Raw genomic sequence first — 17,357 nt, forward strand, 5'->3', positions numbered from 1 at the left:
GTTTTACAAAAAATTAGTATATTATGCGAAACGGATCCCGCTAATATTTGTTTGTGTGAGAGAATACTTGTGTTTGTTAGGCTGGCCTTTTTTAACGATGTTATTTTTGTTTAAAAAAATAGTAAAAAGTAAAAAAAAACTGCAACTAAATTTTAGTTACAGTTTTATATCTTGAAATTATCAAATTTATATTGCGTCAATTTTAATATGCAATTCTTTCAACTGGGCATCGTCGATTGCAGCAGGTGCATCAATCATCACATCGCGTCCTGAATTGTTTTTAGGGAATGCAATAAAATCCCTAATGGTTTCCTGGCCTCCTAAAATAGCAACCAGTCTATCCAGTCCAAATGCTAAACCTCCGTGAGGTGGTGCCCCAAATTGAAAAGCGTCCATTAAAAATCCGAATTGAGCTTTTGCTTCTTCTTCGGTAAAGCCTAAATATTTAAACATTAATTGTTGGGTTGCTTTATCGTGAATACGAATAGATCCTCCGCCAATTTCATTTCCGTTTAAGACCATATCATAAGCATTGGCGCGAACTTTCCCCGGTTCTGTTTCCAGCAGCGCCATGTCTTCCGGTTTTGGAGAGGTAAACGGGTGGTGCATCGCATGATAACGACCGCTTTCTTCGTCCAGTTCTAATAATGGGAAATCAATTACCCATAGAGGAGCGAATACTTCAGGATTACGCAATCCTAAACGGGTTGCCAATTCCATTCGAAGGGCAGAAAGTTGAGCACGTGTCTTATTAGCTGGTCCTGAAAGTACAAAAATCATGTCTCCGGGTTGTGCTTCTGTTGCTTTTGCCCAATTTGCTAAATCATCCTGATCGTAAAATTTATCTACAGAAGATTTAAAAGTTCCGTCGTCGTTGTATTTTGCGTACACCATTCCTGATGCTCCAACCTGCGGACGTTTTACCCAGTCAATTAATCCGTCGATTTCTTTTCGGGTGTAATTTCCTGCTCCCGGAACTGCGATTCCGACAACTAATTCAGCAGCATTGAATACCGGAAATTCTTTGTGTTGTGCAAATTCGTTTAACTCACCAAATTTCATCCCAAAACGAATGTCCGGTTTGTCATTTCCGTATGTTTTCATGGCATAGTCGTAGGTAATTCTAGGGAATTTTTCTACTTCAATACCTTTAATTTCTTTTAGTAAATGTCTGGTCAAACCTTCAAAAACATTCAAAATGTCTTCTTGCTCCACAAATGCCATTTCGCAATCTATTTGTGTAAATTCCGGTTGACGGTCTGCACGTAAATCTTCGTCACGGAAACATTTTACAATCTGAAAGTATTTATCCATTCCGCCTACCATCAAAAGTTGTTTGAAAGTTTGAGGCGATTGTGGTAATGCATAAAATTGTCCTTCGTTCATACGGCTTGGTACAACAAAATCCCTGGCGCCTTCAGGAGTCGATTTGATTAAGTATGGTGTCTCAACTTCGCAAAAATCCAAGTCAGATAAGTATTTACGAACTTCCATTGCTACTTTGTGACGGAACAACAAACTGTTTTTTACAGGATTTCTTCGAATGTCTAAATAGCGATATTTCATTCTGATGTCTTCTCCACCATCAGTTTTATCCTCAATCGTAAAAGGAGGCGTCAAAGCAGCATTCAGGATCACCATTTCGGTTACTAAAATTTCAATGTCACCAGTAGCAAGATTTTTGTTTTTGGCTTCACGCTCAATTACAGTTCCTTTTACCTGAATTACGAATTCTCTACCCAGCGTTTTTGCCAGTTCAAATACTTTTTCATTGGAACGGCCTTTATCAAATAATAATTGAGTAATCCCATAACGATCTCGTAAGTTTACCCAATTTATGAATCCCTTATCATTAGAGTTTTGAACCCAGCCCGCAAGTGTAACTTCGGTATTAATATTTGAAGCGTTTAATTCGCCGCAATTATGACTTCTATACATGATCTAAATTTTAGACTGCAAAAGTAAACACAAAATTCAAATTAATATAGTAAAGTGATAACTTGATGGTGATTAATTTGAAATATTTTGTTAATTCTTAAATTTGAGACCTGTAATTTCTTTAGATTTGAATCACTTAAAACAAACTTTAATTTATATGAACAAACTTTTTGTTACGGGTCTGTTGATTTTTAGCGCTTTGAATGTTATAGGTCAAACCAAAAATCAAATTAAATTTACGGCTAAAATCACCAATAGAAATAGCGATACTTTAGTGATTATGGGCAAGGATAATTTTAAACAAATTATTCCGATTAATAAAAAAGAGGTTTTTGCAGCCAATTTTGAAGCTCCAAAGGGATTTTATGTGTTTTCTGATGGTATAGAATCTTCTCGTTTATATCTAAAACCAAACTCAGAGGTTAATTTAACAATGAATGCCAAAGAGTTTGATGAAACGATTGTGTATAAAGGTAAAGGTGTTGAAGAAAGTAATTTTTTGGCACAGCAAGCTTTAAGAAATGAAAAACTCGAGGAAGCTTTTTCTAAAGAACCTGCTGAATTTGCAGTAATATTAGAGGCTAAGAATAAGACAGATAAAGAAAGTCTGGAGAAAGGATCTTTTGATCCGGAGTTTGTAACTGCAATGAAAAGTAATTTTGAGCGTTTTAATGAATTTGCGATTAGGAATTATGAAAGTGCAGCCAAAGCAAATAAATTTAACGGAAAGCCGTCTCCTGATTTTGATTATGAAAATTTTAAAGGAGGAAAAACAAAGCTTTCTGATCTAAAAGGAAAATATGTTTACATTGATCTTTGGGCTACATGGTGTGCGCCTTGCAGAGCTGAGATTCCGTATTTGCAAAAAATTGAGGAAAAGTATCACGGAAAAAATATTGAATTCGTGAGTATTTCAATTGATAAATTGAAGGACAACGAAAAATGGAAAAAGTTTGTAACCGATAAAAGTTTGGGCGGAATTCAATTATTCGCTGATAAAGACTGGGAATCTCAGTTTGTAACTGATTTTGGTGTAACCGGAATTCCAAGATTTATTATCATTGATCCTAAAGGGAATGTTTTAAGTGCAGATGCTGCCAGACCTTCGTCTCCAGAGCTTCAAACCCAGTTAGACTCATTATTGAAGTAATTTATTTGCCAAATTTATAACGTTATAGTAAATTTGTATTTTTTATAAAAATCCAGTAAAACCAGCACTTAAGCGCTGGTTTTTTTGTTTTGGATAAATTTCCAATGTTAAGCTTTTGTCTAATGTTACCAAATTGTTAATTAAAAGTTTTTTTAATGTAAACAATTAATTATATTTGATAACGATTTGATAACATTAAATACCTAAGATATGAAAAAGTGTGTAATTTTAGTTGCAATATTGTTCTCTGGAATTTTAGTTGCACAAGAGGTAAATCCTGAATTAGAAGCTGTTGGAAACAAAGTAAAAGCTACTTATTATTATGAAAATGGTAAAGTACAACAAGAAGGCTTTTTTAAAGATGGCAAATTAGATGGCGTTTGGGTATCGTATGATGAAAAAGGAAATAAAGTTGCGGTAGGCGAGTACACAGACGGATTGAAAACTGGTAAATGGTTATTTTTTAATGAAAAAAACCTGAGTGAGGTGGCTTATGAAAACAGCAAAATCAGTTCAGTTAAAAATTTACAAAAAAATGCTGTAGCCAATAGAAATTAAGAAAATTTCAAATGATTTATAAACCGCCCTTAACCGGCGGTTTTTTTATGCTTTGATTTTTTTAGTTTTCTTTCTGCGGCCGTACCAGATTACAAAACCTGATACTGGTAATGCTGCGGCAATCAGGCTGGCAATAAAGGCTATTATTTTACCTGGTAAATCTAAAATTTGCCCTGTATGAATTCCGTAATTCATTTCGACAACTTGTAAGCCTAAACTTTTTTTATTAAAAGTCTGACTTTGAATTAATTCTCCGTGGTAGGGATGAAAATAATAATTGCTTTGATGATCGTATCTTAAAGTATGCGGATATGCCCCTGTATTTATTATATCCCCTTTCTTTTGCGGTAACAGGACATAAAACATTTCAGCTTCAGGATTTTTTTTCATGGTGTGATAAAGGGCCCGGTCTATCGCTGCAGAAGTGTTGTATTCAAATGTTGTTGTGTCTATTATTGGTGTTTTTGTTTCGAGTGCTTTGTCTCCACCAAAATTGAATGTTTTATAAATGCCGTCTCCAATCCATTCGTAAGTAAAAGTTAAACCTGTAATAGCAATAACCATAGCAACGATCGAAATGTAAAATCCGGATGTATTGTGCCAGTCGTAATTTACCCGACGCCATTTTGCAGACCATTTTACGGAGAGGCTTCTCTTGAGATCTTTCTTTTTCTTTGGCCACCATTGAATAATTCCCGAAATCAGTAATAAAATAAAAATGATGGTTGCGCCTCCAATAATATGTTTGCCGATATAATCCGGTAAAAGCAAATACAGATGGATGTATTCTACAATGATGAAGAAATCTGTTTCCGGATTTTCGGTTTTGAGATATTCTCCTGTGTACGGATTAAAGTAGAGATAGCGGTTTTCTGCACCAGAATAAGTATAAACAATTACAGATCTGTTTTTTCCATAAAAAGAAACCATCGATTGTTTGTAATCGGGGAGAATTTCTTTTGCCTTTTCCTGTAAAACTGACGGGAACATAAAAGGCTTGTTTTGAGGTTCGACCAATCGCCATTCTTTGCGGGTGATGTCTTTTATTTCATCATGAAAGCAAAACAGACATCCGGTCATGCTTACGATAAAAACAATAAGCCCGGAAATTAATCCGAGCCATTTATGTAAAAACCGTATTTGTGTTTTAAATCCCATTTTTTGAATAAAGCGTAAAAGTATGCGCTAAATTCATTGGGTACAAATTATTTCGGTTGTTTTTGGGAAGCAGGTACTGTCGGTTTTAGTGAAATCGCAACATAAAGCGTTATTGAAGCCAGAAAGATCCAGAAAACATCAACGAAGAAAACCTGAATTTTATTTTCTATAAAAGAATTCCAAAACCAGTTTCCTGAAACAACTCCGTTTGTTACTGGAATTAAAAAACCTAAAATACTTCCTGAGATTAAACAGAATTTGTTGGTGAAATCATTATTCCTTTTAATGATAAAGAATAGGGTAAGAAACAGCCATCCTAAAAAATAAACCATATAAAGGTCACCCTGAGCTAAGGGATAATATATTTTGGTGATAATAAAAGAAAGTGCGGTAATAGGGTACATGCTCAAACAGATGGCCAGATAAATATGAACCACCATTGCATTAAAATGTTTTTTCTTTTCAGATAAGTTGTTTTTTTGTCTCGCTGCCAACCAAATCATTACACCTGACATAATCACGAAACAAGTTATAATTCCTAATACAAAGCTTACTATTTTTAGGGCATATCCTCCATAATCACCAAAATGTATTTTGTATAAAACATTCTTTACAATATCTAAATAGTTGGTTTGCGTAACAGGGTTTTTTCTGGCGATTTCTTTTCCGTCAGCAATTCGGTAAACTACTTTTCCAATTCCGGTGAATTTTTTGTCGCTTAACATTTCGCCTTCCACTAAAACATGCATATTGGCATCACCATAATTCTGGATAAAAACACGTGTAATTTCAAAATCTTTCCAGTTGCTTTTTGTTTTTGCAACCAACTGATCAATATTAAAAGGTGTTGCTAGTGCACTATTCCCGTATTTGTATTCCGGATCATTATATTCTAATTCTTTATATAATTTTGCCTGATCGCCTTTATATAATGCCATTACAGCCGGGGCTACAATTAAAAGTTTAATCATAAAAAAGGCTCCTGTAACAGCGTATACAAACTGAAAAGGCAAACCAATCATTCCTAAAGCAGTATGGGCATCTGTCCATAATGTTTTTAATTTTTCCTTTGGACGGAAAATATAAAAGTTAGAAACAATCTTTTTCCAATGTAAAAGAAGCCCGGTTACAATGGCAAACAAAAAGAATAATGCCGTAAAACCGGAAAGATAATATCCTGCCGGATAAGGAATCTGTGCCAAAAAGTGCAGGCGGTATAAAAACTCTCCTAACGAATAGGATTGTTCGTAAGTAAAAGTTTTGAAGGTTTTGGTGTCAAGATAAAAAAAGTTTCCTTCTTTTTGTTTGGCCGGAGCTAAAGTATCTTTGGTAGCGTCTAAATAAACAGCCACTCTTTGCTCATTACCTGGTTTAGAAATAGTGATATTTCTTCCGTGTAAAACGTATTCTTTGTCCAGCTTTTTTAAAGCTGAAGTATAGTCTAATTGGATTTCTTTAGTAATAGCAGTAGATTCATTTCTTTCCCAATTGTTAATTTCATCTCTAAAAAAAGAAAAGGATCCTGCAAAGAAAATCACAAAAAGCACTACGCTGATGACGATTCCGCTAACAGTATGTGTGTGAAAATAGATATTATAATGACGGTTATTCATAGGTTATTTGGCTATCGGATTATAAGTTTGACCCAGATAAATAAAAAGAGAAAAAACTAAAGTTAGAAGTAGGTAAATCCCCCATATTTTCCACGCGCTTTTTGCTAAAAAAGCAACTACCATTAACACTACCCAAAGAATAAACCCTGTAAAAGCCATGGTCATAAGTACATTTGCACGACTAAACCATGCGGCTATTGCCAAATGAAAACTGACTGAAACAAAATAGCCGCCAAGTATAGCCGCTGTAATTTTGGCAATTCGTTGCCCTATAGACTGGGTTAGATATTTAGGATTTGCTGGCATATTTTGGTTAGAAATAAGTTAGTGGTAATAAAACTCAAATAAAGCGACAATTACAAAAAGTGCAATAATGGCATATCGGCTAATTTTTTTTAAGGGTGCCAAAATGATAATTAAACTGCCAATGGTCATAAGCTGGATAAAAAACATTAAAGTTCCACAACACAATGATTGTGTAAACAGCCAAAGAGCGTAGGCTAATACAAGAAGTCCCAAGCCCATAATCTTGGTTGGTTTGGGATTACTCTTCATCCATTTTTCAAAACCTAAATCATAAGATAAAGTGGCTCTTTTTGAAGTATAATAAAGGGTATAAAAAGCTAAAAAAACGATAAGACTTGCAATTGTTATCATGATTTTATGAATTTAAAAACACCTTTCCGGTTGAACAGAAAGGTGTTTTTTGTTTGTTTTATTAGAATCTGTAAGTAAAACTTGCAGCGAAAGTTCTAGGATCTTTTGGGTGAATTGTTGACCATCCGTCGTAAATTTCCTCGTTTGTAAGATTGTTTACTTTAAGAGTGATTGAAAACTTTTCAGCCTGATAGAATAATGATGAATTTAATACTGTGTATTCAGGAATTGTAAATGTTCCTGCAGTTGTTCTGTTCATGATTTTATTGTCACCAACATAATTTCCTCCAAAACCTAAACCAAATCCTCTCATGAGGCCCTCAGTAAATTTGTAACTAGCCCAAAGGTTTGCCAGGTTTTGTGGTCCTGAACTTTCTGGTCTGTGATTTACGAAATCCGCATCACCAGCAGTTAAAACAGCATCGTTATAGCTATATCCAAGAATAATGTTTAAACCATTAATCGGGTTAGCAACAATCTCGGCTTCGAAACCTTTATTATGTTGTCCTCCATTTTGATATGAAGTTTGGTTGTTTGGTATGTTAGCAGGGTCTGAACTTGGTGTTTCAACCACATATACCTGATCTGCTACTTTAATGTCATAATAGCTGAAAGTCGCATAAACTTTATCTTTGAAAAGATTTAATTTTGTACCTGCTTCAAATTGATTGGCGTGTTCCGGATTGAATGTTTTTGGAGTTGAAATCCCATTTACGCGATCTGCACCCGGAGCTACGTTAGCAAAACCATTCATGTAATTTGCAAATACAGAAACTTTATCAAGAACGGGTTGGTATACTAAACCAAATTTTGGTGAAAAAGCAGTTTGATTGTAATTGTCAGCATCTGTCGAAAGATCTCCGGAGTTGATGAAACGATCTGCACGTAAACTTACCATTGCTGATAAAGCAGGTGTAAAGTTGATTACATCTGAGAAATACGCGCTATAAACTTCTTGTTTGGTTTTGTTGTCGTTTCTCGGGCTATTACCAACAATTGCATCTGATCCCGCTTTTGTCAGATTTCCTGTGTCACCATTTGATGGACCAAAAACAGCATTAAAAGAAGCTAAGTTGTCTCCAATATAAATGGAACCATTGCCAAAGTATCCTGAACTATGATCTGTTGCTGTTCTTTTAAAGTAGTCAAAACCAACAACAATTCTGTTTCTAAGGCTTCCAATTTTAAAGTCTCCAATGAAATTTTGCTGAATATCTGTCGTTAAGTTTTGGTTGTCCTGATAGTTAAAGTATCTTGACAATACAATTCCTTCAGTTATAGTAGGATAGTATTGAGTTCCTTCATACAAATAAGCATAGTTTCCGGTTGATTTAGAAGAGCTTGTTGAAAAAGCAGTTTGTGAATGCCATTCATCAGAAATCTTATAATTCATTTGACCTTGTATATTATAAGAAGGTGTTTTTAATGTTAGTTCGTTACTCGTATAAGAACGATTGTTGTCGTATTTCAATTCAGAAATATTATGCACTCTTAAAGGGTATCCTCTGTCTAAAAAAAGCATCGTTGGGTTTGTTGTTTCGTTGCTCATAAACTCAGTATTTACCAGGAATGATAATCTGTCATTTACTTCGTAAGACAATGATGGAGCAATAAAAAAGGATTCTCTAAAGCCAGCATCCTGAAAGCTGTTTTGCTTGTTGTATGCCGAGTTAATTCTGAAATTTAAACTTTTTTTATCATTTAATGATGTATTAATATCTGCAGTAACACGGTTTAATCCGTAACTCCCAACAGTATAATTTAGCTCTGCACCAAATCCTTTAAAAGGTCTTTTTGTAGTGGTATTGATTAATCCTCCGTAAGAGATTAAGCTGCTTCCAAATAAAGTTCCTGATGGCCCTTTGATGATCTCAATTCTGTCAACATTTGCAGGATCTAAACTTCCGTTGGTGATACCTGGTAAACCATTTACCATTGTAGGCTGAACAGCAAATCCTCTCAGAGCGTAATATCCGGCACCATCTCCGCCACGACCAGTTGAAGCCCAAAGTTGCGTAATACCCGGTGCATTTTTTAAGGCATCATCAAAAGTAGTTACAACTTGTTCTTTTAAAACTTCTCCGGTAATAGTGGTATATACTTGCGGGTTTTCAAGATTTTTAAGGGGTAATCTTGATACTTGTTGGTTTTCTTTGCGGGCAAAATGATTTTTTCTTCCGTTGACCACAACTTCTGTTAACTCTTCTGAATTTGATATAAGTTTGAAATTTTCAGTTAGTTCTTCACCTTCTTTTACAGTAATCTTTTTTTCAGTTGAAGTATATCCTACACCGGAAACTTTTAAAGTGTAAGTTCCGGGTTTTACATTTTTTAATTTGTAATTACCTTGTTCGTCTGTAGTGGTTCCAAATCTTGTTCCTTTTAAAGCTAGAGAGATGCCTTCAGGAGATTCATTATCGCTTAAAGATATTTGACCTTTAATGATTGCTTTTTCTTGTGCCGAGATTGTAGTTGCAGCTAATAGAAAAAAACAAAAACTCAAAAAAGAAATTGTGAATTTATATTTCATTTTTATTTAGAATTGATTTTAATAGCGCAAATTTAATTGTTGAAGACCAACTACGCAAGCTATTCTTATTTATTCTAAATAAAATATTTTTTAAAGGGTAAAATTTACGTTTATTTAAAAAATTAACACCTTAAGCTAAAATTAAGCCAATATTAAGAAAAAAAACCTGTTCAAATCAATGAACAGGTTTTAAAGTATTGTTGAAAATTATTACAATTACAATTCTAAAGCACGTTTAGCATCGCCATTCATTAATAATTCTAATGGGTTTTCTAATGCTTCTTTAACCGCAACTAAGAAACCAACAGACTCACGTCCGTCGATAATTCTGTGGTCATAAGAAAGTGCCACGTACATCATTGGGTGAATTTCAACTTTTCCGTTTACAGCAATTGGGCGCTCAATAATATTGTGCATTCCTAAAATTCCTGATTGTGGAGGATTGATAATTGGAGTACTTAGCATACTTCCAAAAACACCACCATTAGTAATAGTGAAAGTTCCTCCAGTCATATCATCAACAGTAATCTGACCATCACGGGCTCTAAGTGCTAATCTTTTAATTTCAGCCTCAATTCCGCGGAAAGATAAGTTTTCAGCATTACGAACTACAGGTACCATTAAACCTTTTGGTCCTGAAACTGCGATTGAAATATCAGCAAAATCATAAGCTACTTTATAATCACCATCCATCATTGAGTTAACATCAGGGAATAATTCTAAAGCTCTGGTAACTGCTTTTGTAAAGAAAGACATGTAGCCTAAACCAAGACCGCCATGTTTTGCTTTGAAAGCATCTTTGTATTCATTACGAATCAAGTTGATTGGCGTCATGTTAACTTCGTTGAAAGTTGTTAACATTGCAGTTTCGTTTTTGGCAGCAACTAATCTTTCTGCTACTTTACGACGTAACATTGATAATTTTGTACGCTCAGATCCACGGTTTCCTCCAGTTGGAGTTCCCATAGAAGGTACTGCATTTACAGCATCATCTTTAGTGATTCTTCCGCCTTTACCAGTTCCTGAAACAGTTGCTGGTGCTATGTTTTTTTCGTCTAATATTTTTCTTGCTGCCGGAGATGGGGTTCCTGCTGCATAACTTGTAGCTGCCGGAGCTTGTACCGGAGCTGTTTTTGGTGCCTCTGCTTTTACTTCTGCTTTTGGTGCTTCTGCTTTTGGAGCCTCTGCTACTGGTGCGGCCGGAGCGTCACCTGCAGGTTTTACACCGTCAGTATCAATTAAACAAACTACAGCTCCTACAGCAACTGCATCACCTTCTTCTGCTTTTAGCGTAATAATTCCGCTCATTTCAGCCGGTAATTCAAGAGTTGCCTTGTCTGAATCTACTTCAGCAATAGCTTGATCTTTCTCTACATAATCTCCGTCTTTTACTAACCAAGTTGCAATTTCAACTTCTTTTATTGATTCCCCTGGTGATGGGACTTTCATTTCTAAAATCATCTTATTTTTTGTTTAAGGTTTTTATGGTTTCAGGTTTCAGGTTGTTAAACCTGAAACCTGAAACTTGAAACATTCTTTTTATCTGAATAAATTTTTATCGAATACCATTCTAATTGCATCTGCATGACGGCGTTTTGCACGTGTGTAACTTCCTGATGCAGGTGCAGCGTAAGCTTTTAACGAAGCTAATCTCCATTTTACAAGATCAAAGTTCATTAACATAAAGCTGTAAGCTCCCATGTTTTTAGGCTCTTCCTGTGCCCAAACATAATCATCGGCATTTGGATATTGTGCAATAATTGCTTTTAATTGCTCCACTGGTAATGGAAATAATTGCTCGATACGAACAACTGCAACGTCATTTCTTCCGTTGTTTTCTCTTTCAGCAACAATGTCATAGTAGAATTTACCAGTAACAAAAACTAATGTTTTTACTGCTTTTTTATCTACTGTATTATCATCAATTGTTTCCTGGAAACTTCCTGATGCTAATTCATCTACTGTAGATACACATCTTGGATCACGCAATAAACTTTTTGGAGAGAAAACCACCAAAGGTTTACGGAAATTTGTTTTCATTTGTCTTCTTAACAAGTGAAAGAAGTTGGCTGGCGTTGTACAATCGGCAACATACATGTTTTGTCTTGCACAAAGTTGTAAGTAACGTTCCATTCTTGCAGAAGAGTGTTCTGCACCTTGTCCTTCATATCCATGAGGCAATAATAAAACAATACCATTTTGATTGTTCCATTTGTCTTCACCACATGAAATGTATTGGTCAATCATGATTTGGGCTCCATTAGAGAAATCTCCAAATTGTGCTTCCCAAATAGTTAAGGCTTTTGGATTTGCCAATGCATATCCATAATCAAAACCAAGAACACCGTACTCAGATAAAAGAGAATTGAATACTCCGAATTTTCCTTTTTTGTTTTCAATAGCATCCAATAAAATTACTTCTTCTTCAGAATCTTCTACTTTAACTACGGCATGACGGTGAGAGAATGTGCCACGCTCTACGTCCTGACCTGAAATACGAACGTCAAATCCTTCTGTTAAAAGTGAACCGTAAGCTAGTGCTTCTGCAGTTCCCCAATCAAGAGTGTTGTTGTCGTATCCTGCTTTTCTGTCTGTAACAATCTTAGTTATTTTATTGATAAACTTCTTGTCTTCAGGTAATGTTGAGATTGTATTTATGATAGAATCCAATCCTTTTCTGTCAAAAGTAGTGTCTACTTTTTCAAGCATTTGAGTGTCTGTTACCTGAACAAATCCGTCCCATTCGTTTTTCATGAATGGCGTTATAATCGTCAAATCTTTTTTACGGGAAGCTTCTAAATTCTCTTCCATTAAAGATTTGTATTCTTTTTCTAAAGCATTTACATAAGAAGCATCGATTACGCCGTCAGACAATAATTTCTCTGCATAAATATCTCTTGGATTTTTATGTTTTGCGATGATTTTATATAAAACCGGTTGTGTAAAACGAGGTTCGTCACCTTCGTTATGACCGTATTTTCTATATCCTAATAAATCGATAAATACATCACGTCCAAATTGCATTCTGTAATCTAATGCAAAAGATACAGCGTGTACCACAGCTTCAGCATCATCAGCATTAACGTGTAAAACGGGTGAAAGTGTTACTTTGGCAACATCTGTACAATAAGTAGAGGAACGGGCGTCTAAATAATTAGTGGTAAAACCAACCTGATTGTTAATTACGATATGGATTGTTCCTCCGGTTTTGTAACCGTCAAGCTGAGCCATCTGAATGATTTCATACAAGATACCCTGACCTGCGATTGCAGCATCTCCGTGAACGGCGATCGGTAAAACTTTAGAGAAATCATCAGCATAATATTTATCTTGCTTAGCTCTTGTAATTCCTTCAATTACAGCTCCAACTGTTTCTAAGTGAGAAGGGTTTGGTGCTAAATTGATGTTTATATTTTTTCCAGTTCTTGTTTTTTTGTCAGCTGTAAGACCCAAGTGGTATTTTACGTCACCATCAAAATATTCCTGATCGTAGTCTTTACCGTCAAACTCGCCAAAGATATCCTGAGTTGATTTTCCAAAGATGTTTGCCAAAACGTTCAAACGGCCACGGTGCGCCATTCCCATTACGAATTGTTCAACACCTTTTTCTGCTGCTTGTTCGATCAAAGCGTCTAAAGCCGGAATAATAGATTCTCCACCTTCCAGTGAGAACCTTTTTTGACCTACATATTTAGTATGCAGGAAGTTCTCGAAAGAAACGGCTTGATTTAATTTATTTAAGATAGTTTTCTTTTCTTCAGAAGAGAAATTAGGCTGATTTACATTGACAGCCAGTTTTTCCTGAATCCATTTTACAACGCCAGGGTTTCTGATGTACATATATTCAATACCAATATGCTGGCAGTAAATAGATTTAAGTCTCGTTACAATATCTTGTAAAGTAGACGGCGCCACTCCAATTGTTTGAGCGGCATCAAAAACTGTAGAAAGATCAGCAGTTGTTAATCCGAAATTTTCAATATCTAAAGTCGGAGACGAAGTTCTACGGTCACGAACAGGGTTTGTTTTGGTAAACAAGTGCCCTCGGGTACGGTATCCATCAATTAATTTTAGAACATTAAATTCTTTTTGCAGTTTTTCTGAAACCTGACTGTAATCTGTGTTTGGGCTAGTCACATACTCAACAATTTGTTGAACTGGATTTTCGTCATTATAAGTCGTCTGTCCAAAGTCGAAACCCTGAAAAAAACTTCTCCAGCTTGGCTCAACGCTGTCTGGGTTTACTAAATATTGATCATATAATTGTGCGAAAAACTCTGTATGCGCTGCATTTAAAAATGAAAACCTATCCATAATATTAGTGAATATACTTTTTGTTAAATAGAATGGCAAAAGTACAACAATCGCATTTATTTAAATCTTTTTTTTACGTACTTTTACGTAAAAATTTGTTAAAAATAGACTCAACTATGAATAATAATCAAATTTCAATCGTTTTCAAATCTTTTTTTGTGATTTTGGCGGTGGTGTTTTCGGGTTCTGTAATTGGGCAGCAAAAATACGTTATAGATAACCGTAATCATTTTTGGGATAAAGTACAATTTGGAGGAGGTCTTGGTCTGGGAATTGGTTCCGGGTATACCGATATCTCTGTAATGCCAAGTGCCATTTATAATGTAAACGAAATTGTGGCCGTGGGTGTCGGCTTACAGTTTGGTTACTTATCCTCTAAAAGTTATTACAACTCTTTTGTTTATGGAGGAAGTCTGGTGGGACTTGTAAACCCGATTCCGGAAATTCAGTTGTCTGCAGAGTTAGAACAAGTTCGTGTAAATACAGATTATAATTCTACGCCATACCGACCAAGTTACTCCGATAATTATTGGAATACAGCTTTGTACCTTGGAGCGGGTTACAGAACCGGAAATGTTACCATTGGGGCAAAATATGATGTCTTGTATAATGCGCAAACCAGTCTTTACGGATCTGGATTTATGCCTTTTGTGAGAGTTTATTTTTAGAGGTGCTAAGGTTCTGAGATGCTAAGCTTCTAAGTTTTTAAATTTTGAAAGATTGAGAAAATATATTTTTATAATTATAGCAATTATTATTTCGAGTTGTAATAATGCTAAGAAAGCAGAAGTTGTAGATACAAAAGTTATAAAAGAATTAAGACCTTTTTTTGATACTGATAGAATCGATCATTATTATCTGGATTCTTCCAAAAGGGAGTTTGAACATTCTTCCACTGATAATATTGCACAGGGAGAAAAGAAAAAGGAATTCTCTAGTTTTTTTTACGGATACTATCCTGAAGTTATTCCAAATAAAAATTTTGAAAATCTTTTGTTGAAATACAGTTATAAAAAATCAAACCTGTCTGTTAAACAAGAAAAAGATATTGAAAATATATTTAGGGAAAAAGATTCCTTGCAAACTAGCGGTTATGCGTGCATTCCTGAATATCGCGATATTTTTATTTTTAAGAAGAAAGAAAAAACAGTTGGAATAGCAAAAATCTGCTTTAAATGTGGTCGTTTCCAGATTATAGGAAGTAAATTAGATGTTGGCGGATTTGGATTATGGTCCGAGTTAGATAAATTGAAAAATATTGTCAGACCAAATAGTAAAAACGTAGAAAATTAATATCTTATCAGGTTATCTTTCTATTTTAGTAACTACGAATTAATGCCGTTTTTCTCTTTGTGAACGATTATTATTCATTTTGTAATCGCAAAAAAATCAGATAAAAAGTAGAAATATCAACAAAAAAATAAAATTCAACAAATGGGAGAATATCCAGAAGAGATAGATTTATTTCAAAAAACAATAGGAAGTTTAAAAGGAATAGAAAATGTTAGCAGCGGTATTGATAATTTAGAAGGAATAAAAGGTTCTGACTTGGGTGATGTATCACTTTCTCATCTACCGCTTGCCACTTTATTAAGAACAGATGGCGGACTGAAAGATGAAGTAATGTTACAATTCGAATTCACATTAGATAAATCTTCTGGTAGTTTAATCTCGTTAGAATTTCTGTCCTGGTTTTTTCGTGACCAGGCAAGAGGTGGTGTATTGATTCAATTAAGGCCATTTGCGCTTCCCCCAAAAACGGCTGATCGTTTTCAGATAGGGGAAACATTAAAGTTTCATATCGATTATTTTATTGAAGATGCCCCCGAATCTTTGCAACCAATTTTAGATAAAGTTTTAAGTTTAAACAAGTCGCTGGAAATGTTTATTAAGCTATATGAAATACCAACAAAGGATTAAAAATAAAACTTAGCAACTTAGAATCTCAGCCACTTAGCAACTTTACTTAGAATAATGCTTCCTAAACCAAACTTTCTGCCACTCTCTTTTTAAAATCAAAAAGGCAACCTGTTCAGCCAGAACTACTAAATCAGATCCGTCTAGTTTTTTGATTTCACTTTCTGAAACATCAATAATATAAAGGAGGTTCAGATATTCAGCAAATTTGTACTGAATCATTCGGTAGATTTTTTCGTGGAGCTGAATTTTTAATTCATCGGGAGAAATGCTCATCGGAAAATCAATTCCTTCATTGGCCAAATTAAAGTCTTTATTGATTTGTTCAATAAGGCTCAGATATAGATTTTCTTTTTCGGCATCAGCCAATAAAAAATCGGTATTTTCAGGAATCGGAAACATTGATGCTTTTTAAGATTGTCGCAAAGTTAAAACTAAAAAATCATTTAACTGTCGATTCACGCTCAATGATTCTTGTAGGAAGTTCAATAATTTGATGTGTTACCGGTCGATGCTCTTTTATGTCTACAATTTCATCAATTAAAAGGGAAACTGCCTGATGTCCCATTTCGAATCCGGGCTGATCTATGGTAGTTAATTTAGGAGAAATAACGGTACTCATAAACCAATTGCTGAACCCAAAAACGGCCACTTGTTCAGGAGTTTTGATTCCGGCTTCATTAAAATATTTAATAATTCCTATGGCAACTAAATCCGTAATGGCAAAAATGGCATCGATATCCGGGTTTTCGGTCATTATTTTTTGGGCATTTTCATAGCCATCTTCAAAATCTGTATTGTTGTCACAAACGTACACCAATTTCGAATCGTATTCAATTCCGTGTGCTTCAAGCGCTCTTTTATAACCTAAAAAACGATCGATCGAGTTTTGCGGAACATAAGAACCTCTAAAATGGGCAATTCTTTTATATCCTTTATTAATAAGGTAAGAAACAGCATCAAAAGCTGCTTTAGCATCATTAATCACCACTTTGGAACAGTCAACTCTTTTGGCAATTTTATCAAATAAAACAACAGGTGTGTTTTTTCGAATGGCTTCATTAATATGAGTGAAATCGTCTGTTTCATTGGAGAGTGACATTAAAACGCCGTCAACTCGTTTTTGAATTAGTAAAGCGAGCTGCTTTTTCTCCAGTTCATATTTTTCGTTTGATTGTAATATAATGACCAAATATCCTCTTTTTTCGGCTTCTTCGAGAATACCATTTAATACACTCGAAAAAAAGTGATGCACCGTAGCCGGAATAATAACACCAATAGTTTTGGTTTCATTGGTTCTCAGGTTAACTGCAACAGAATTAGGGATGTAATTCATTGTTTCTGCCATTTCAAGAACTCTGGCGCGCGTAGACTTACTAATATCCGTATATCCTTTTAACGCTTTTGAAACCGTAGTAACCGAAATTCCCAGTGCCGAGGCTATATCTATTAATTTTGTGTCATTCATGAAATAAAAGTACTAAAAATAAACTGTATTGATAAGTTTTTAAGTTCCGAAAAC

At 34.9% G+C, this 17,357-nt stretch carries 15 protein-coding genes; 5 read left to right on the forward strand and 10 right to left on the reverse strand.

All coding sequences use genetic code 11. The features are described 5' to 3' along the window. Positions 1-186: 186 nt before the first annotated feature. Positions 187-1,938 (reverse strand): aspartate--tRNA ligase, encoded by a 1,752-nt coding sequence (gene aspS, locus ACHRWY_RS05755; RefSeq protein WP_395353292.1) that lies wholly within the window; start codon positions 1,936-1,938, stop codon positions 187-189. A gap of 157 nt (positions 1,939-2,095) precedes the next feature. Between aspS and ACHRWY_RS05760 the strand changes: the two genes are divergently transcribed. Together ACHRWY_RS05760 and ACHRWY_RS05765 are read left to right on the forward strand one after the other, a co-directional pair. Next, positions 2,096-3,088 (forward strand): TlpA family protein disulfide reductase, encoded by a 993-nt coding sequence (locus ACHRWY_RS05760; RefSeq protein WP_395353294.1) that lies wholly within the window; start codon positions 2,096-2,098, stop codon positions 3,086-3,088. Between the two features lie 210 nt (positions 3,089-3,298). Further along, on the forward strand, positions 3,299-3,646 hold the full coding sequence (locus ACHRWY_RS05765) for a toxin-antitoxin system YwqK family antitoxin (protein WP_395353295.1): 348 nt from the start codon (positions 3,299-3,301) through the stop codon (positions 3,644-3,646). A gap of 45 nt (positions 3,647-3,691) precedes the next feature. On the opposite strand, the gene ACHRWY_RS05770 is transcribed toward ACHRWY_RS05765, so the two are convergent. From ACHRWY_RS05770 to ACHRWY_RS05800, 7 genes are all read right to left on the reverse strand, one after another. Next, positions 3,692-4,804 (reverse strand): PepSY-associated TM helix domain-containing protein, encoded by a 1,113-nt coding sequence (locus tag ACHRWY_RS05770; RefSeq protein WP_395353296.1) that lies wholly within the window; start codon positions 4,802-4,804, stop codon positions 3,692-3,694. Positions 4,805-4,851: 47 nt separating this feature from the next. Beyond that, on the reverse strand, positions 4,852-6,417 hold the full coding sequence (locus ACHRWY_RS05775) for a PepSY-associated TM helix domain-containing protein (RefSeq protein WP_395353297.1): 1,566 nt from the start codon (positions 6,415-6,417) through the stop codon (positions 4,852-4,854). A 3-nt stretch (positions 6,418-6,420) separates the two neighbouring features. Further along, positions 6,421-6,723 (reverse strand): hypothetical protein, encoded by a 303-nt coding sequence (locus ACHRWY_RS05780; protein WP_395353298.1) that lies wholly within the window; start codon positions 6,721-6,723, stop codon positions 6,421-6,423. Positions 6,724-6,741: 18 nt separating this feature from the next. Beyond that, positions 6,742-7,074 carry a hypothetical protein gene (locus ACHRWY_RS05785; RefSeq protein ID WP_395353299.1) on the reverse strand — a complete coding sequence of 111 codons (333 nt, stop codon included), beginning with the start codon at positions 7,072-7,074 and terminating at the stop codon, positions 6,742-6,744. Positions 7,075-7,135: 61 nt separating this feature from the next. Then, on the reverse strand, positions 7,136-9,604 hold the full coding sequence (locus ACHRWY_RS05790; RefSeq protein ID WP_395353300.1) for a TonB-dependent siderophore receptor: 2,469 nt from the start codon (positions 9,602-9,604) through the stop codon (positions 7,136-7,138). Positions 9,605-9,820: 216 nt separating this feature from the next. Further along, complete coding sequence (gene odhB, locus ACHRWY_RS05795; protein WP_395353301.1) at positions 9,821-11,065, reverse strand: 2-oxoglutarate dehydrogenase complex dihydrolipoyllysine-residue succinyltransferase; 1,245 nt, start codon at positions 11,063-11,065, stop codon at positions 9,821-9,823. A 78-nt stretch (positions 11,066-11,143) separates the two neighbouring features. Beyond that, complete coding sequence (locus ACHRWY_RS05800) at positions 11,144-13,918, reverse strand: 2-oxoglutarate dehydrogenase E1 component (RefSeq protein WP_395353302.1); 2,775 nt, start codon at positions 13,916-13,918, stop codon at positions 11,144-11,146. A 116-nt stretch (positions 13,919-14,034) separates the two neighbouring features. Here ACHRWY_RS05800 and ACHRWY_RS05805 point away from each other — a divergent pair, with 116 nt between their 5' ends. From ACHRWY_RS05805 to ACHRWY_RS05815, 3 genes are all read left to right on the forward strand, one after another. Then, entirely contained in the window at positions 14,035-14,586 is a 552-nt protein-coding gene (locus ACHRWY_RS05805; RefSeq protein ID WP_395353303.1) for a hypothetical protein, read from the forward strand. Between the two features lie 52 nt (positions 14,587-14,638). Beyond that, positions 14,639-15,211 carry a hypothetical protein gene (locus tag ACHRWY_RS05810; RefSeq protein ID WP_395353304.1) on the forward strand — a complete coding sequence of 191 codons (573 nt, stop codon included), beginning with the start codon at positions 14,639-14,641 and terminating at the stop codon, positions 15,209-15,211. 141 nt (positions 15,212-15,352) lie between these two features. Continuing rightward, positions 15,353-15,838: a hypothetical protein gene (locus tag ACHRWY_RS05815; RefSeq protein ID WP_395353305.1), complete on the forward strand. Its 486-nt coding sequence runs from the start codon at positions 15,353-15,355 to the stop codon at positions 15,836-15,838. A 42-nt stretch (positions 15,839-15,880) separates the two neighbouring features. Here ACHRWY_RS05815 and ACHRWY_RS05820 read toward each other — a convergent pair whose 3' ends face one another. Together ACHRWY_RS05820 and ACHRWY_RS05825 are read right to left on the reverse strand one after the other, a co-directional pair. Next, positions 15,881-16,237, reverse strand: coding sequence for a hypothetical protein (locus tag ACHRWY_RS05820; RefSeq protein ID WP_395353306.1), 357 nt, complete (start codon positions 16,235-16,237; stop codon positions 15,881-15,883). Between the two features lie 40 nt (positions 16,238-16,277). Beyond that, positions 16,278-17,303, reverse strand: a complete 1,026-nt coding sequence (locus ACHRWY_RS05825; RefSeq protein ID WP_395353307.1) for a LacI family DNA-binding transcriptional regulator — start codon at positions 17,301-17,303, stop codon at positions 16,278-16,280. Positions 17,304-17,357: the final 54 nt, after the last annotated feature.

This window comes from Flavobacterium sp. FlaQc-48 (assembly GCF_044007335.1).
Classification (GTDB): Bacteria; Bacteroidota; Bacteroidia; order Flavobacteriales; family Flavobacteriaceae; genus Flavobacterium.

Excerpts from the sequence above, each read along its gene's own strand:
- aspS (WP_395353292.1), bottom strand. The coding sequence starts at position 1,938 with ATGTATAGAAGTCATAATTGCGGCGAATTAAACGCTTCAAATATTAAT.
- ACHRWY_RS05760 (WP_395353294.1), top strand. The coding sequence starts at position 2,096 with ATGAACAAACTTTTTGTTACGGGTCTGTTGATTTTTAGCGCTTTGAAT.
- ACHRWY_RS05765 (WP_395353295.1), top strand. The coding sequence starts at position 3,299 with ATGAAAAAGTGTGTAATTTTAGTTGCAATATTGTTCTCTGGAATTTTA.
- ACHRWY_RS05770 (WP_395353296.1), bottom strand. The coding sequence starts at position 4,804 with ATGGGATTTAAAACACAAATACGGTTTTTACATAAATGGCTCGGATTA.
- ACHRWY_RS05775 (WP_395353297.1), bottom strand. The coding sequence starts at position 6,417 with ATGAATAACCGTCATTATAATATCTATTTTCACACACATACTGTTAGC.
- ACHRWY_RS05780 (WP_395353298.1), bottom strand. The coding sequence starts at position 6,723 with ATGCCAGCAAATCCTAAATATCTAACCCAGTCTATAGGGCAACGAATT.
- ACHRWY_RS05785 (WP_395353299.1), bottom strand. The coding sequence starts at position 7,074 with ATGATAACAATTGCAAGTCTTATCGTTTTTTTAGCTTTTTATACCCTT.
- ACHRWY_RS05790 (WP_395353300.1), bottom strand. The coding sequence starts at position 9,604 with ATGAAATATAAATTCACAATTTCTTTTTTGAGTTTTTGTTTTTTTCTA.
- odhB (WP_395353301.1), bottom strand. The coding sequence starts at position 11,065 with ATGATTTTAGAAATGAAAGTCCCATCACCAGGGGAATCAATAAAAGAA.
- ACHRWY_RS05800 (WP_395353302.1), bottom strand. The coding sequence starts at position 13,918 with ATGGATAGGTTTTCATTTTTAAATGCAGCGCATACAGAGTTTTTCGCA.
- ACHRWY_RS05805 (WP_395353303.1), top strand. The coding sequence starts at position 14,035 with ATGAATAATAATCAAATTTCAATCGTTTTCAAATCTTTTTTTGTGATT.
- ACHRWY_RS05815 (WP_395353305.1), top strand. The coding sequence starts at position 15,353 with ATGGGAGAATATCCAGAAGAGATAGATTTATTTCAAAAAACAATAGGA.
- ACHRWY_RS05820 (WP_395353306.1), bottom strand. The coding sequence starts at position 16,237 with ATGTTTCCGATTCCTGAAAATACCGATTTTTTATTGGCTGATGCCGAA.
- ACHRWY_RS05825 (WP_395353307.1), bottom strand. The coding sequence starts at position 17,303 with ATGAATGACACAAAATTAATAGATATAGCCTCGGCACTGGGAATTTCG.